This window comes from Acetomicrobium sp. UBA5826, from assembly GCF_002433005.1.
In the GTDB taxonomy this organism is placed as follows: Bacteria; Synergistota; Synergistia; order Synergistales; family Acetomicrobiaceae; genus Acetomicrobium.
The window spans coordinates 42,752-59,116 of record NZ_DJHF01000016.1 but is presented as its reverse complement, the minus strand read 5'-3'; the positions used below and the strand labels follow the sequence as shown (position 1 = coordinate 59,116).

Annotated in this window: 15 protein-coding genes; all 15 read right to left on the bottom strand. The window is 47.2% G+C overall.

What is annotated here, in order from left to right; genetic code table 11:
* Positions 1 to 174: 174 nt before the first annotated feature.
* The 15 genes from B3N34_RS04395 to B3N34_RS04325 are packed head-to-tail and all read right to left on the bottom strand — an operon-like array spanning position 175 to position 16,361.
* Positions 175 to 1,230 (bottom strand): glycosyltransferase, encoded by a 1,056-nt coding sequence (locus tag B3N34_RS04395; protein ID WP_286975274.1) that lies wholly within the window; start codon positions 1,228 to 1,230, stop codon positions 175 to 177.
* A gap of 1 nt (position 1,231) precedes the next feature.
* The gene (locus B3N34_RS04390; RefSeq protein WP_286975272.1) at positions 1,232 to 2,290 is read right to left on the bottom strand and encodes a glycosyltransferase family 4 protein; all 1,059 of its coding nucleotides are present in this window, start codon (positions 2,288 to 2,290) and stop codon (positions 1,232 to 1,234) included.
* Positions 2,287 to 3,276, bottom strand: coding sequence for a glycosyltransferase family 9 protein (locus B3N34_RS04385; RefSeq protein WP_286975270.1), 990 nt, complete (start codon positions 3,274 to 3,276; stop codon positions 2,287 to 2,289). Before B3N34_RS04385 ends, B3N34_RS04390 begins: the two co-directional genes overlap by 4 nt.
* A 10-nt stretch (positions 3,277 to 3,286) precedes the next feature.
* Positions 3,287 to 4,285, bottom strand: a complete 999-nt coding sequence (locus B3N34_RS04380) for a glycosyltransferase family 2 protein (RefSeq protein WP_286975268.1) — start codon at positions 4,283 to 4,285, stop codon at positions 3,287 to 3,289.
* Positions 4,285 to 5,505, bottom strand: coding sequence for an O-antigen ligase family protein (locus B3N34_RS04375; protein ID WP_286975266.1), 1,221 nt, complete (start codon positions 5,503 to 5,505; stop codon positions 4,285 to 4,287). Before B3N34_RS04375 ends, B3N34_RS04380 begins: the two co-directional genes overlap by 1 nt.
* 23 nt (positions 5,506 to 5,528) lie before the next feature.
* Complete coding sequence (locus B3N34_RS04370; RefSeq protein WP_286975264.1) at positions 5,529 to 6,581, bottom strand: glycosyltransferase; 1,053 nt, start codon at positions 6,579 to 6,581, stop codon at positions 5,529 to 5,531.
* On the bottom strand, positions 6,578 to 7,774 hold the full coding sequence (locus B3N34_RS04365; RefSeq protein WP_286975263.1) for a glycosyltransferase family 9 protein: 1,197 nt from the start codon (positions 7,772 to 7,774) through the stop codon (positions 6,578 to 6,580). The genes B3N34_RS04370 and B3N34_RS04365 overlap by 4 nt, the downstream gene beginning before the upstream one ends.
* A gap of 59 nt (positions 7,775 to 7,833) precedes the next feature.
* Positions 7,834 to 8,874, bottom strand: coding sequence for a glycosyltransferase family 4 protein (locus tag B3N34_RS04360; RefSeq protein ID WP_286975261.1), 1,041 nt, complete (start codon positions 8,872 to 8,874; stop codon positions 7,834 to 7,836).
* On the bottom strand, positions 8,871 to 10,019 hold the full coding sequence (locus B3N34_RS04355; protein ID WP_286975281.1) for a mitochondrial fission ELM1 family protein: 1,149 nt from the start codon (positions 10,017 to 10,019) through the stop codon (positions 8,871 to 8,873). The genes B3N34_RS04360 and B3N34_RS04355 overlap by 4 nt, the downstream gene beginning before the upstream one ends.
* A gap of 45 nt (positions 10,020 to 10,064) precedes the next feature.
* A complete protein-coding gene (locus tag B3N34_RS04350; protein ID WP_091459850.1) occupies positions 10,065 to 11,348 on the bottom strand; it encodes an adenylosuccinate synthase in 1,284 nt (427 codons plus the stop codon).
* Positions 11,349 to 11,392: 44 nt separating this feature from the next.
* The gene (locus tag B3N34_RS04345) at positions 11,393 to 12,340 is read right to left on the bottom strand and encodes a divergent polysaccharide deacetylase family protein (RefSeq protein ID WP_286975258.1); all 948 of its coding nucleotides are present in this window, start codon (positions 12,338 to 12,340) and stop codon (positions 11,393 to 11,395) included.
* Positions 12,341 to 12,343: 3 nt separating this feature from the next.
* Positions 12,344 to 13,564 carry a S41 family peptidase gene (locus B3N34_RS04340; protein ID WP_286975256.1) on the bottom strand — a complete coding sequence of 407 codons (1,221 nt, stop codon included), beginning with the start codon at positions 13,562 to 13,564 and terminating at the stop codon, positions 12,344 to 12,346.
* A gap of 18 nt (positions 13,565 to 13,582) precedes the next feature.
* A complete protein-coding gene (locus B3N34_RS04335; RefSeq protein ID WP_286975255.1) occupies positions 13,583 to 14,773 on the bottom strand; it encodes a murein hydrolase activator EnvC family protein in 1,191 nt (396 codons plus the stop codon).
* A gap of 21 nt (positions 14,774 to 14,794) precedes the next feature.
* Positions 14,795 to 15,679, bottom strand: a complete 885-nt coding sequence (locus B3N34_RS04330) for a cell division protein FtsX (RefSeq protein ID WP_286975253.1) — start codon at positions 15,677 to 15,679, stop codon at positions 14,795 to 14,797.
* Complete coding sequence (locus B3N34_RS04325) at positions 15,666 to 16,361, bottom strand: cell division ATP-binding protein FtsE (RefSeq protein ID WP_286975251.1); 696 nt, start codon at positions 16,359 to 16,361, stop codon at positions 15,666 to 15,668. The genes B3N34_RS04330 and B3N34_RS04325 overlap by 14 nt, the downstream gene beginning before the upstream one ends.
* Between the last annotated feature and the right edge of the window lie 4 nt (positions 16,362 to 16,365).

Below are 16,365 nucleotides of genomic sequence, written 5' to 3'. Positions count from 1 at the left end.
GCCTTCGGGGATCGACGCAGGTGTTAGAAGCAAACCCAAGGTTATATTGTCAAGGTGCTTTGGAGAACGCGGCCAAAACCAGGCCTTCAGGAAATCCCCATCTTGACTCAGGCTAACCTCTAGCCTTCACTACGATATATATGCTAGCTATTGGCTTGAGATAAGACAATAGGTCTAAAGTCCTAATTTGCGGTACAAAGCCGCATATTGCCCTGCGATTTCACTGACGTCAAATTTTAAAGCTTTTTTGGCAGCGGAGGCTCCCTTTGCCTTTCTTGTTTCCTCAAAGCTTAAGGCATCCTTTATGGCGGCGGCTAACTCGCTTGGGTCGTTTGGCTTGACGAGCCAGCCGCAGGTTTCGTCGGCAAAGTCAAGCACCCCTCCTGCCTTCGTAGCAACAAGGGGCAGGCCGCTGGCCGCAGCCTCCAAGGCCACTATGCCAAAAGGCTCAGGTGTCTTGGAAGGAAGCACGAAAAGGTCTGCTTCCCACATCAAGGGCCTTATGTCTTCAAGAAATCCCCAAAAGGCCGTGATGTCTTTTACGGCAAGCTTTGAGGCCAGGTTTTGTAGGTCTTTACGCTCGGGCCCGTCGCCAGCAAGCCAGAGGCGAAAATCGAAAAATTTGGCAAGATCGGCGCAGGCTTTGATCAACACGTCAAAGCCCTTCCAGTCCACGAACCTGCCCGCGGCCAAGATGACGAAAGTTTCTTCAGGGGTGCCCGATTTTTTTCGCATCTTTGGCACGTAACCTTTTGGCCTTTCGTAACGGGAGACGTCTATGGGATTTGAGACCACCGTTACTTTATTTTCGTCAAAGCCCTGGGAGATCATGTGGCCTGCCACATCGCTTGAGCAGGCTGCCAGGTGCGTAGCGTACCTGTAGTACTTGGCCTTGGGGTATTTATCTACGGTGCAAAGCACAGGTATGTCAAGCTTTCTCCCCCAATATCCGCCTATCAGGGCGGCCTGGGAGAGGCGAGTGTGGATGACGTCAGGCTTAGCTCTTTTAATTGCGTCTTTTACGCTGACACAAAAGGGGGGCGCCCAGGGCAAGAGGGGCTTGCAGGCAGAGGCGGTAAACCTTCGCCCGGCGAGCATGTCCTGCAAGGTGCCTCCGGGGCGGCATAGGACGAAGTTTTCTATATCCCTTTGTCTTAAGGCTTCAAGCAGCTGTATCCAGGCCTGCGCCCAGGACAGCCTGTTTTCGTCGACGTAATGAAGTACGTGCATGCTACATTCCTCTCAAAATCTCATTATATATTGATAACACCCGATCTACCATGACGTCCTTTGAAAATTTCTCTGCTCTTTCATAGGCCAGCTTTCCATATCGCGATCGCAAATCTTTATTGTCCAACAATTTTTTCAAAGAGCAGGACAGCTTCGCGATGTCCCCGATTGGGACCAAAACAGCAGCACCGTCAAAAACTTCCAAATAAAATGGATTGGCATATGCAACTACAGGAAGATGTGAAGCCGTTGCCTCGAGCACTGACAAACTAAATCCCTCAGTGTACGAAGGAAAACACGCTATATCCACTGATTTCCAAAAGGAAAATGCCTCTTTCGGGTCCACAAACCCCAAAAATTTTACCTTATCAGCGAGATCCAACTCTTTGGCAAGGTTTTGTAAATATGGCATAAGTTTACCATCCCCGCCGATCAACAATTCAACATTTTCGCTTCTTCCAAGATTTGCGAAGGCTTTTATTAGATCTTCGTGGCCTTTTCCCTCGCTCATGCGTGCCAAATAACCTATTCTGACTTTATTGGAAGAAGGTAAAAGAGGGCAAGAAACAAGAGCTTCTTCCAAGTCAATGCCATTATACACACACCACGTACGCATCCACGGCATCTTTTCTCTAATAAAATTTTCTACGGCATTAGAAACGCAAATACCATGCATGAACTTTTGATAATGTTTAGGGTTTGCTATAAAACCATGGAAATGACATACTACCTTTCGTCTATAATATTTTGACATAAAGAGCAAAGCAACGGCACAAAGGACTGCCGAATGAGATAAGTGAATATGAACAATGTCATACTTTTTTAAAGCACGATAAAAATGTATCATCGATATGATATCAGCATCATTCGAGAGGGGCAATTCTTTCACTTTAACATCGTTTTTCAGTTTTTCTCTAAATATATTTGCACAACCGCCCCTTCTGGATGTCCAAATGCTGACGGAATTTCCTCTTTCGCGAAGACCTGAAGCCAACATCGCTACGACTCTTTCTGCCCCTCCCCAGGCTCGGCCATCAATCGCGTGTAACACCTTGATCACCAAACGCAATCACCCCTTATTATCTCAAACACCCTTTCAGGCCGTACGCTCGAAAGACATCTCCTATTACAACCCCATTTTTGACAACCCTTCAAAGGACAATCAACAATGAGCTTAAATCTTATATCGCTTAAACCAACCTGTTCTGGCAGTGTTGGACCAAAAAGTCCTATCGCGGGTTTTTGCAGAGCTAAGGCCAAGTGCATTGGCCCCGTATCGCCACCCACGACATAATCACAACCATCTATTAGAGCAGCCATTTCATCAAGCCTTAGTTTACTCACGAGATTTAGGATTTTATGATTGCGTTTTTCTTGCAACGAATCTTCTATTGTTTGCGCTAGAGCTTCTTCATCACTACCGTGACCTAATAAAATAGCGCTTCCGCCAAATGACGTGATCATAGTTATAAAACCAACCCAATTAGAGACAGGCCACCTTTTGACCTTTTTACTTGCACCTATCACGCAGGCAATATGTGGTCTGTTAAGATCCTTTAATAAAGCATCAGTCAAACTTTTAAGCTTCTGAGTAACTTTATAATATCGGCGATATTTGTCTATCTTTATTGTACGACCTAAAATTTCCTGCAAGTCCTCCCTTGGTAAATTATATACAAACGATGCCCAATCGTGCCTCCCAGCCCTGTTTTCTATGCCCGACAGCAGAGCTATCACGGCAGATCGATCTGTACCCTGAAGTGAAACTAAGTGAGTAAAGCTCGATTTTCTTATTTTTGAAATAATATTAAAAAAACCCTTACAGCCAAGGCCCCTGTACCAAACGATGACATCATCTACGAAGGGCTGACCTTTCATCAAATCTTCGTAGGGATGTGTTAACAGCCAAGTAATGTGTAAAGATGGAAAAGTTTCCTTTATGGCAGCCACATAGGGTATAGCTCTTACAATGTCACCTAAAGCGCTATAACGTATAAAAAGCATCTTTTCTTCCCCTATGCCTTTGGGGGGACGGTAATCAGCCAAGATCTATCACCTATATTTTCCTTTTATTGAATTTGTAACGGACATAAAATGCTTTTGGATAGCAGAGCAATAAAAAACACTTTAAGGCCAGCCCAGGATTGTATTTGAATGATACCAACCCCCGTTTTAATGTATTTCTTATTTCTTCAATCTTTAGGCTGTCCCAAAAAAGATCTTCAATATCGTAGGTTATATAATTTCTTAACCTCCTAACTGTAAATAGGGGTATCACGTAACCCCGGAGAGTTTGCAACAAATCCTTATCTTTTTCCCCCATAGCTTCCAAATAACTTAAAAATTTATGGGGATCGAGCCAACTTGAAGGGGGAAAACGATTTGGGTCCAAAGCGCGTGTAATTGAGGAACTATGTTGGATATAATGAACCAGTATATCAGGAACAAGGGCTACTTGTCGTGCATGGTAAAAAGCACGCCATCGAAAGTCAATATCCTCTCCCATAATTACGTCTTCGTCAAAAAAGACGTTGAAACGAGTAAGCAAATATCGGCTGTACATTGCGCTCCCTGACCAAACTTCGAGTTCTTCTCTTAAAAGGTGGTTTAAAGCTTCTTTGCCGCTCAAAACCTTTTTTGCGCTTTTAATAATACGAGGCTTAGATCTGCCATCCTCATATAACAGGTCAAACGAACAGCAAGCTATATCAACAACGGACTTACTTTCTATTGCATTCACCAATTTCTGAATGAAATCCTTTTCTACTATATCATCGGCATCCATAAATATGATATATTTGCCTTGAGATAATTCAATTCCCCTGTTTCTGGCATTTGCTCCGCCTCTATTAGGCTGAATATACACATGCAAAGGGGCAGGAGAGTCTTTTTTTAGTAATTCACAAATTTCATATGTTCTATCAGTAGATCCGTCGTTCACAACGATAATCTCAAAATCCCGAAAACTTTGGGAAAAAAAGCTATTTAATGTCCCCCTTATAGTAGCAGCAGCATTATAAGCTGGAATTACCACGCTGACTCTCGGACATTTCATCACTCACGTACCCCTTCTTTAGCCGCTGAGCCAAGAAATAAACCCACAGTTCCCCAGAACAGAGGAATTATTTCCTCGTAGAGAGGGGCATTGTCTACTGAGCCATAAATTACATATATTGCCCACAATGCAAGTGTCGCCAACCTAAATGTCGCATTTGTTGTATTAGCAGGGGAATTAAATATTGCCCTAAAAATAGCCAGGAGAAAGACGACGAAAGTTGTTCCAGCGATTACTCCATGAACAGCAAAATTTTGAAGAAATAAATTGTGAGCATGCGCAAATGTCGTATAGGGAGTTGTATTATTAATCTCCTCCAAAATTGCCCCACATACAGTTCTGAAGTTTCCTGACCCTACACCCCAAATGGGATGTTGGCCTATCATTCTTATAGTTGCACTCCATACATATTCCCGTTCATTAAGGATTTCCATCCACCAGTTCGGATGAGTTACATCAACAGATTTAAATTGCGCGAAAACATCAGGGTTGAATGCAAAAAATATTATTAAAGCAAATACTAAAAAGCTAACTAAATACATCGCCATTTTTTTTGTAGATAATATCAACATAATAAATGCACATGTTAGATATAAATGAGCTAAAACGTCTGAAGTAGAATATCTATAGGATAAAATAAAAGAGAATAAAACTAAAATACATGAAAATAAATATATATTATTTTTGATGTTAATATTTTCAATTATATGAGCCATATTTATTAAACTTATCATTATCAAACCACTGAATAGAATATGTGGAGAAGCAAATATTCCATGGTGGTATCTGTATATTCCTTTATAATAGATTATTATAAAAGCGAGTAATACTAATAACCAAAATACAACCCAATAATGAGCCGTGCTCTGAATTTCTTCCGAAGAGAAAGATCTGGCTATTAAATATCCGAGCAGCATATATATCCCAATGGCCATTTTATACAAAGGACCATCAAGATCCGTAAAATTACCGTTCATCACAATATCAGAAACAATAACTGCTACTACAAACAGCAAATAATAAAAAACAATCCATTGAATTGTATTGTTCTTTGTCAAATCCCTTATAATAATATTCTTGCTTTTCCTGACACTATAAATAAGCCAAAAGAGTAAAATCAACAACGGTAAAGTCGCATAACCCACTCCGAACAAAGTAATACCTTGGCTTATAAAAAAAACGTGCATAGGCCATTTGTTTTTTATGTTGTTCATATTCATTGAAAATCCTCCAGTACTATATACTACACCTTATTATTTAGAGCATCTTCGTAGACTTTAATTATCTGTTTAATCATGTTTTCTTTTGTAAATTGTTTACTGCGCTTTAAACTCATATCGCTCAATTTAACCCTCAACATTTCATCTTCAATGACTTTCTTAAGAGCCTTAGCTAATCCGTCAATGTCTCCCACGGGAAGCAATATACCCATATCGCCTATAGCTTCTTTAATACCAGGTTCTTCGTACCCAACAATTGGCAATCCACAGGCCATTGCTTCAAGCAAAGATAAAGGAAATCCTTCAACATTTGAGGGAACACATGCTACATCCAAAGACCTCCAAAAGTTGAATACTTCATCAGGAGGGATATGGCCTATAAATTTGACTTTTTCCGATATGCCAAGACTACCCGCAAGGTTTTTCATTTCTTGCAACAATGGACCGTCACCGCCAAGCATCAGTTCAACTGAGAAACAATCACAAATTTTTGCAAAGGCTTTTAACAAGTCGGAATGTCCTTTTTGAGCCTTAAAAGTAGCCAAAAGTCCTATTCGTAATACATGATCATCCTTAGAAAACAAAGGGGTTACATTTTTTGCGTCTTTTATGTCAATCCCGTTATAAACTACCCAAGTCCGCTCTACCCAGGGCATAGCCTTTTTGACATAATCTTCTACCGCTTTAGACACGCATATAATCTGCTTATGTCCCTTGTAGTGCTTCGGTTTGTGATACGAATGCATATGACAAAATAATCTCTTTTTGAATTCCGCAGAAAGAAAAGGCATAATATATCCGCTCAACTTAGCTGCACGTCCTAAATGCACATTAACTATATCATGCGTTTTAAGCGCTCTAGCGAAGAGCCATGGTGTGATTGGCTCGTAATCGTTAAAAAAAGGCACAACCCTGACTTTGACCTCGGAAGACAAATGCTCTACCAAGAGGGAGCCCCTTCTGACCCAGACTTCCACGTCATAGCCCATACCTGCGAGCCCGTTTGATATCATAACAACTACCTTTTCGGCACCACCCCAGCCTCCCGCGTCAATGGCTTGAAGGATCTTTTTCATTGCTCCACCTCCTCGCCTGCAAGCAACATTGCTACAGCCTCGTATAAAATCTGCGGCGTAATCCCTTTTGCGCACCAACGCTTTCCCCCGCAGGCCTTCATGTTTCTGTCGGGACAGGGCGAACACTCGATCCCGGGATAAATGCTCCAAACCTGCCTCCCCACAGGCATAAACTTATTGACGCGCGATAGCAAACTGATCACCAATGTCTTCGTGCCCAAGGCGGCGGACAAATGGGCCCCGCCCGAATCCACCGATAGGGTTAAAGCTGCCCTTTTAAGCAAAGCCATGGAAAGATACATTTCCTGGTCTATCGAAAGATCCGTTAGAAGGTAAGGGACATAAGCTCCTTTGCCCATGAGATCGGCCAGGTTCCTTAATTTTTCAAATTCCCTGGGACCGCCGAACAAAAGCACCCTGAAGCCCTCTTTAAGCAGCATGCGGCCCAGGAAAACGAAATATTCGCTGTCCCAATCCTTTACTGGCCTGGCGCTGTAGGGAAACATGGCAACGGCCTCGCCAAAGCCATATCTTTCCCACAGATCACCGGCAATCTGCTCAAAGTTTCCGGGTATGACAATGCGGTGCAGCGGATCGGGGGGTTTGATGCCAAGCCTTCTTGCCAGGATCAAAGTTTGAAAGCTGTCATGCACCATGTGCCTGTCGGGCTCCTCGAACTTCCAGTCGCTGAAGAAACATTTGCTCGAGTAGCCTATGCGATGTCTATATTTAAAGCACAAAGAAAAAAGCAAAGACGGTACGAACTGACGTTGGGTGTCTATAAATAAATCCACCTCGCCAATTCGCCTTCCCTCGCGCCACCACTTGGTGTACTCGGGAAAAGCAGAAGGCCTGTGTTTTCTTACTACACTATAAAGCACGTCGTCTATAAGTCCGTTATCCTGCAACAAACACTTAACGAAGTTGGTAAAACCTCCTATCCAGGTGATATGGCTTTCGGGCCATGCCTGCCTTAAAGTGTTGAAGAAGGGGTTTATCATCACTATGTCGCCAATTCCACCACCTCCCACGTATACTAATATCCTCTTTACATCCAAAGTCTTGTATAGGGGGTCCTCATACCATGGACTATAAAGCTCTTCAGGATAATCGTTCGGTTCAATCTTAAATAAACGTATCGTAAAATCATGTCCAGATACTGACGTAGGCCATTCTTTTACTGTCATCAACATGTGCGCACATAACTCCCCTAAGCTTTGTATTTAAGTCTTTCATTCTAAATTAAAAGAAATTAAATTACAGAACTTTTAAATGTACATTTTCGATATACTTCAAAGACAAGCTCGGCCATCTCTGCAACTGAGCGTATTTTATTCCGGTCAAAATCTTGAACAGATTTCCTTTCTGATAATAAAAGCTTAAGTGCTTCTCTCCAAGCTTGTTCGTCTCCAGGCCTTAATAAAGTATCAGGATTAAGGCATAACTCCCTCACTGGAGGAAGATCCGACGCCAAAACGGGAACGCCCATCTGGATGGCACGCATTAAGGTCATGCCCATTCCTTCCTCAAGAGAGGGGAATAAGAAGCAGGAACATCTGGCATGCCATTCATCAGTATCTTCTCGAAAGCCCCAAAAGCGGACTTTATCCTCAATCCCCAGATCAACGCTTAGCCTTTCAAGTTCCTCCCGTTTAGGTCCATCGCCCACAACATCTAAAACCCACTTCTCCTCTACACCTGCCAAAGCCTTTAAAGCAACTTGCAAACCCTTTCTGGACGTAAGACGACCAATAAAGAGAAACTTAAATGGATCGTCTTTCAAACTTCCCTGCCAACTTTTCTCCGTAGGCAGCAGTCCATTGTATATTACATAAGTCCTTTCGGGAAGGTATGAACTCAAATGCTCTTTAACCGAATGGCTCACACTTATAGCCGCACAGGCTTTTTTTAAAGGATGCAAAACAAAGGAATGTTTAAAGGTGTCGTGAGTGGTCGCGACCCAGGGAACGCCGCTAAAAGAGCTTGCCCACCGAGCGATCCAAAAGGGAACGCGCGAGTGGGCGTGAATTATCTGCCAGCCTTCCTTTCTTGCCCTTCGGGCGACGAGCAAAGCACACCAAAGAGCGGTAAAGGGGTTTTTGGCGTGAACGGGAAGGTGCCATACCTTTACCGCTTCGTCGAGGAACTTTTCGAGCTTTCCCCCCTTGCTTACGACCATGACCTCATGACCCTGCTTTGCCAGCGCACCCGAAAGCCACAACACGTGGCGTTCCACACCGCCTTCGTGCAATTCCGGAAGCATCTGAATTACCTTAAGCAACTCCCTTTTCACCTTGTCGACTCCCCTTCTTCCCAAGCTGAGGCAATCCATTCTGCCGCCCTTTTAGCCTCGCAAAACTGCACGCCGTGTTTGCCCGAAAAACTTCCTTCGACGAAACTTTCGAAGTCGGCAAAGTCTTTTATAAAGCAGGCGAGACCTCGCTCGCAAAACCTCTCTATGGCCAGGACGAATTTCGGCACGCCGAAGAGGCACCCGGCCGACAGAATTTTCCAGTCGACAAGATGTTTGCAAAAGCCTTCGGCAAGTCTTTTTACGCTTTTTTTGCGTTCCGCCAAAAGGACGCCCACCCGAAAGCCAGCAGTCGCTGCCTCGGATACCATGGATACGGAGTCCTCGGTGGCCAAAAGGTGGGTGGCAAGGCCGAAGATGCCGTAAAGAGGGTTGTAGGGATCGCGGGAGGCCAGACAGAGATACCTGACGCAGGGATGTTTTTGCGCCAGGCCTTCCAGGGCCTTTTCGCTTTCTTCGGAGGTGCGCCTGGAGGTCGTAACGTAAAGGTCGGCTCCGTTTTTATCGGCATACTCGAATACAGGCTTTACGACTCCTTCGATCCAGCGGGGCGTGATGCGGTAGTTTCCGTCGTCTCCCCCCAAAAGAAGCCCTATCCTTTTTTCAAAACGGGGAGGAAAAAGCTCTTTTAGCCTTTCGGCTTCCTGTCTTATCTTTTCTTCGGTGACGAAGTTTGGGGCTCCCAGGGTGACCAGGACGTTTTTAGAAGACTTCGGGAAGTCGTGTTCCGGGACGACGGCAAAATCAAAGGGCCTCGTCCCCAGCACGGCGGGAGTCATTATAGTAGCGCACCCGCCCTTAAAAAGCCGTCCCAAAGAGAGACAAAGGGGCGCAACTCCGCTTCCTGCGGAAAGAAAAAGCACCTCTTCGCCCGCCGCGTTGAGGGAGCGTAAGGTTTCTTTTACGGCTTCCTGGAAAGACACCCCTCCTGTCCCCTTAAGCCAACGCACAAGCGCTTTTCCGTTACCCTCTTTATCGATTGCCCTTTTGGCCTTAATTTTTACAAGAAATCCCGCAGGTCTTGCCTCCAGTTCCCGCACCTCGCACCCGGTAATAAGGGACAGAAAATGAGCGACGCCGCGGCTTTGGTTGACGTGCCCGCGAATGCCGTCGCTTATTACGAACACCGCTTTCAATCTTTTGCCTCGGGACATGTCTACATGACCTTCATTCTACTCGTTGTATATGGTTTCCCTTCTGTCAGGACCGACGCCGAGGATTATGACGGGAAGGCCCGTCTCCTCTTCTATAAATTTAACGTAGTCTCGTGCTGCCAATGGAAGGTCTTCCATGGTTTTAGCCTTGCTAGTGTCTTCGCTGAAGCCCTTGAAGGCCTTATAAACAGGCTTTACTGAATTTAAAATCTCCGTATCGGCGGGATATTCCTCGAACCGTCTGCCCTCCTGTTCGTAGGCGACGCAAACCTTTATCTCCTCGAGGCCTGACAGAACGTCAAGCTTAGTTAATGCCAAATGGGTAGCGCCGTTGACCCTGATGGCGTACTTCAAGGCCACCATGTCGAGCCAGCCGCACCTCCTGGGCCGTCCCGTCGTGGCGCCGAACTCTTTGCCCTTTTCTCTAAGGAAGTTGCCCTTATCTTCAAAATCCTCCGACGGGAAGGGCCCCTCGCCGACCCTGGTGCAATAGGCTTTGGCCACTCCTATAATTCTGTCCACGCCTTTCGGCCCCACACCCGTACCCGTAAAAACCCCTCCACAGCTGGGATTGGAGCTCGTCACGTAGGGGTAGGTTCCGTGATCTATGTCCAGCATGGTGCCCTGGGCGCCCTCGAAAAGCACCCTTTTTCCTTCCTCCAGGGCATTGGCCACGACCAGCGAGCTGTCTCCGACGTAAAGGGAGAGGCGCTCCTTCCACTCCATGGCCCTTTCGAAAACGGAATCGAAGGATATGGGCTTTTCATCGTATATCCTTGTGATTATCTGGTTTTTCAAGCCGAGGATGTAATCCAGCTTTTCACGAAGTGTCTCGGGATGCATCAGGTCGTAAACCCTGATGCCCGTCCTGTTGAACTTGTCCACGTAGCAGGGGCCTATGCCCTGCCCCGTCGTTCCAATGCGTTTTTCGTCCCTTCGGCTCTTCTCTTCCAGCTGATCTAATATTTTGTGATAGGGCATCACGACGTGAGCGGAACCGCTGACGATCAGCCTTGCCCTGTCCATGCCTTGAGAGGAAAGCTCGTCAAGCTCCTCAAAAAGCCTGTCGGGGTCTATAACCACGCCGTTTCCCACAACACAGGTCTTTCCGGAATAGAGCATCCCCGAAGGGAGGATGTGAAAGACGTATTTCTTGCCCTCTACTATGACGGTATGCCCTGCGTTAGCTCCTCCCTGATAACGAACCACCACATCGCATTTAGACATTATGGCGTCGACGACCCTGCCCTTTCCTTCGTCGCCCCATTGCATTCCTAGGATTACTTCTGCCTTGCCCTTCATTTTTACACATCCCTTCCTTGAATTTGGTGGGATTAAAAACGCGATTAATTGCCGTGAGATTTGGATAAAATACGAACGAGTTCGTCGACGGTCACTAATTTTACACCTATGTCGGGATTCGAGTCCAGTTGATTTAAAAAAGTCAATGTGACGGGGCGGGCGTGGCATATGGCGACGGCGTAACCCCGCCTCTGCGCCTGACTCGCCGCACGCTCAAGCTGGGACCACATGAACTTAATGTCCTCCAGATGATCGATGAAGGCTCCGTTTTCCAAGGCAAAAATGCCCGCCTTTCTCGCCTCTATGGCTGCTACGGAAGAAGCCGCCGTCCTGCTGTCCAAAAATATCATGTTATCCTGTCTCAGCTCTTCCATGAGAGCTCTCATCGCCCTCATGTCGGAAGTCGCCGCAGAGCCCCTGTGGTTGTTCACGCCGATGGCGCCCGGAAGAGACTTTAAGGCCTCCCTTACGTTTCTTCTTATCTTTTCGTCATCCATGGAAAGGGCTACGAGATGCTTTTGACTTTCCTTGTCCCCGAAAGCCTGCATAGGGACGTGTACGAGAAAGGGGATGCCCTTTTTTCTCGCCAACTCTGCCGTAGCTTTGCTGCTCCTCTGGAAGGGTATTATTGCCCAGGTCAGGGGAATCTTCAGCCCGGCAAGCTCCTCGGCCCTGGCATAGGAAAAACCCAAATCATCGACGACTATAGCAAGATAGGCACCCTTCAAAGATTTTGCCTTTGGGGGTTCCTCAGTCAAGGCCTGTTTTTCCTCTCCCCTTTCTGGGAGATGTCCATCCTCTGCTGTATTTGGATCTACGGTGACTTTTTCGCCGCTAGCAGAAGATAAGCTGTCACTTACTTCCGCCCTGACAGTCGCTGTCGGATGGTCCTTCGATGACACATCTTCTCTTGTGGCCGCAAAGATCAATCCTAGCCCAGTCGCCATGACGAAAAGCAAGATCGTCCAAAGGTGTTTTTTCGAAAAGTTCATCTCCTACCGCTTGGCCTCTTTGGCTTTAACTAAAAAAGCTTCGACTTCTTTCAGCGCTTCCTTGAGCTGTTCGTCGTCTTCGAGCTTTCCCGTATACTTTCCTTCTATCTTAACGTGGGGCTCGATGCCCACCCCGTCTATCACGACGCCCGAAGGGGTGTAGTACCTGGCAATTGTGACGAAAAGGCCCGAACCGTCGGGAAGTTTAAAAAGGGTCTGAACTGACCCCTTGCCGAAGCTCTTTTCGCCGACGAGGACAGCTCTGTCCCTGTCTTTAAATGCCCCTGCAACTATCTCTGAGGCGCTGGCGCTTCCTTCGTTTATCAAGACGGCAACGGGACCTTTAAAGAGCGCACCGGGGTTGGCATTAAAGACCTCGTTGGCCCTATCGACCCTCCCTCGTATGCTCACCACTTCGCCGCCATCGAGGAAATAATCCGCCACGGCCACACAGGCGTCGAGCAAGCCGCCGGGATTGTTTCTCAAATCCAAAACAAGCCCCTTCGCCTGGGTATCCCGGGCTACCTTTAAAGCGCTTTTCATCTCTTCAGGTGTCTTTTGCGTGAAATGGGAAATCCTGATATAGGCAACGTCGCCCGTCAGCCTTTTCTGGCTCACGGAATCTATCTTTATAAGCTCCCTGGTCATCTCAAATTTTAAAAGCTCGTCGTGCCCTTCGCGCCTGACCCAAATGGTGACTTTAGTGTCAGGCTCTCCGCGCAACATCTTGACCACATCGTTTATGTTCCAGCCCAATACGATATCGTCATCGACCTTGACTATCTCGTCCATGGGCTCTAAGCCAACCCTGTGGGCAGGGGTGCCCTCTATAGGGCTTATTACGAGGATTTTGCCGTCCTTGCTTCCTATGTATATGCCCAGGCCACCATATTCTCCCTCGATATCTATCTCTTCCTGTTTTAACTCGTCGGGATCGACAAATCTACTGTAGGGATCTCCCCAAGCTGACACCATCCCCTTCATGGCGCCGTAGAAAAGCTCTTCATCGCTTTTTTTATTCTGGTCATTCACATGATAGGTCTCAAGGATCGACCTGGTCTGCTTCATCATCCATACGTATTGGGCCTCAAAGGGAAGTATGTCCTTGAACTGAAACTCACCCCTAGCCCCAGTTACGAGAAGGCCTAAGCTGCCGAAAAGAATCAGGAGCAGCAGCCCTAATAGGAATCCCTTTTTCTTGCTAATGAACTTTTTCACTCCCATCCCTCGCCTTCATTTGCATCATGGCAAATATCTAAGAGGATCAACTGCATTGGCGTTTATGCGAACCTCGAAGTGAAGATGCGGGCCGGTGGCTACGCCGGTATTTCCCACCCTTCCTATGACGGCGCCCTGGTTTACGACCTGCCCCTCCCTCACGTTTATGGCGGAAAGATGGGCGTAAACGGTAGTCATATCGCCGCCGTGATCAAGTATTATAACCTGTCCGTAACCTTTAAGCCAACCCGTAAAGAGGACTTCCCCCCTCGCCGCTGCCTTCACGGGCGTGCCGTGAGCAGCGCCGATGTCAATCCCCGTATGCACCGTCTTCGTCTTGAAAACAGGATGGACCCGCGTCCCGTATCTGTCGTTTATGCTCCCCCTTACCGGCCAGAGCAGTTTGCCCTTCGGCGCGACCAGTGTAGTTCGGCCGCTCGAAGCAGCTGCCCTTCGCCTTTTTTCAGCGATGAGGGATTTTATCTTTTCCTGAAGCTCCCTTTGGGAAGCTGCAAGCTCGGCAGTGGCCTTCTCGTGAAGGCTCTTTTGCTGCCTTATGTCCGAAATAAGTTTTTTCTGTTGGCTTTGCGCCTGAAGCAGTTTTTTTCTCTCCGACTCAAGGTCCTTCTTGTTGGCCAAAAGGTCCTGTTTTTGCCTTTGAAGTTCAGCCTTGGATTCCTCGAGGGAGCGTTTCCTTTCCCTGACTTCACCTATAAGTTCGCTGTCGGCCTTGGCGACCCTTCCAAGAAGATAGCTCATGCTCATGGCTTCCTGCACGTTTCTTGCCGAGAAAAGCAGCTTATACTGGCTCACCGAACCGAACTTATAAAGGCTAACCACGCGACTGCTCAAAGCCTTTTTCGCCCTGGCCAGAAGCGCCTCTTCTTCCTCGATCTTTTTGCTTAATTCCTTTATTCTTTCGTTGAGCTTTCTTTCCTTCAGCTCCAAGACCTTTATCTTCTGCCTGGCGACCTCCTCCTTTTGGTTTATCTCCTCAAGCTCCGCGAGGAGGCTTTTTTCCTTTTTCGCGTAGGAAGCTGCTTCCTTTTTGTGTTGTTCGATCTTTTTCTGTATGTATTCGAGCTTTTGCTGTTCCTGATTTATTCGGGCATCGAGATCATCGGCGAAAGAGGGACCGGTCAAAGCCAGGATGCCCAAAAAAAGGGCGAAAATAAAGACGAAACAAACAGGGAGCTTCTTTCTCTCAAAATTCACCGCCCTCACCTCTCAATTTTTTCATCTTGGTTTTAAAGCCCTGCGGACATATTTATACACAGCCGTCCAACTGCACAGCCACCCAAGCGCCACCCCGCCGCCTACAAGGAGACAAAAAAGCCAAAGAGATATATCGGGCGAATCGAGCATGGTAAAAAAGGGCAATACCCTTGACAAAACATCTATTAACCATCTGTAGGCCCTGAGCAGTAAAAAAAGGGCTATCAACGCTCCAACTCCCCCCAATATGACGCCCTGCAGGAGAAAAGGAAGTGATACGTAGCTTGGAGTGGCACCCACCAAAAGCATGACGGCTATCTCCTCTCGCCTGGAGTAGAGAGCAATCCTGATGGTGTTCATCATAATAACGAGGCTCGTAAGCAGCGCCACGAAGAACACGGCCATGGCGAACCTGTTTAAAAAATAAGCCAGTGAAGCCAGCCGCTCCGCTACCTCTCCTGCATATATTACGTCTTCCACCTCCGGAAAGGCCTCTATCTCTCGCGCAATGGGGGACAGGTTCTCTGCCCTGTCCACCGTTGCGATGACGCTCGGCGGAAGGGGGTTGTCACCTAAAAGAGATATTATCTGTTCTCCCTGGCCGATCTTGGCGTCCAGGCGCTTCAAGGCCTCTTCGGGAGATATGTAGCGCACCTCTTTGATTTCAGGCATGTTTTTCAGTTTTTCAAGGACCGCCGACCTCGCTTCCTGATCCTTGAGATATGCCTCTACGGTGAGGTCGCTTTCGATCTGGGAGGCGAGGGACGCTACATTTACGGAAAGCAGGATGCTCATCCCCACGGCTAAAAAGACCGCCACCACCGTAACGAGCGTCAGTAGAACGACGCCAAAATGGCGTGTCAGCAACCTCATCGTGTCTCTTATTATATACTTAAAGGTCGCCATAGAGCTCCACCTCTCCTCTCGGCTCGTCGCTTACGATTCGCCCCCTGCTTAACCTGACCACCCTCGCCCTGAAGGCGTCGACAACATATTGATTGTGGGTTGCCATCAGTACGGTCGTCCCCGAGGCGTTTATCGAAAAAAGGATGTCCATTATCGACTCGGCCGTCTCCATATCGAGATTTCCCGTGGGCTCGTCGGCTATCAAAAGCGAGGGCATGTTCACCACAGCCCTGGCTATTGCCAACCTCTGCTGTTCTCCTCCCGACATCTGCTCGGGATACAAAAAACGCCTCTTCCAAAGGTCCAGCCTGGTCAATATGGCCTTGACCCTCTCTGCGACCTGCCTTCCGGGCATGCCTATGGCCTCCAAGACAAAGGCGACGTTTTCAGCTGCGTTGAGATGGGGCAAAAGCTTGAAATCCTGAAAGACCACACCGACCTGCCTCCTGTAAAAGGGAAGCTGTCCCAATCTCATCTTCCTCAAGTTGTACTTTCCGACAATGATTTGCCCCGACGAAGGAGAAAGCTCCCTGTTTAACATACGCAGAAGCGTGGTCTTTCCCGAACCGGTGTGCCCGACGAAATAGACGAATTCGCCCCTTTTTACGTTGAGATACACGTCCTCCAAAGCTACTATGTCGGGGTGAAAGATCTTCGTCACACCGGCCATCCTTATGTCCATTCTA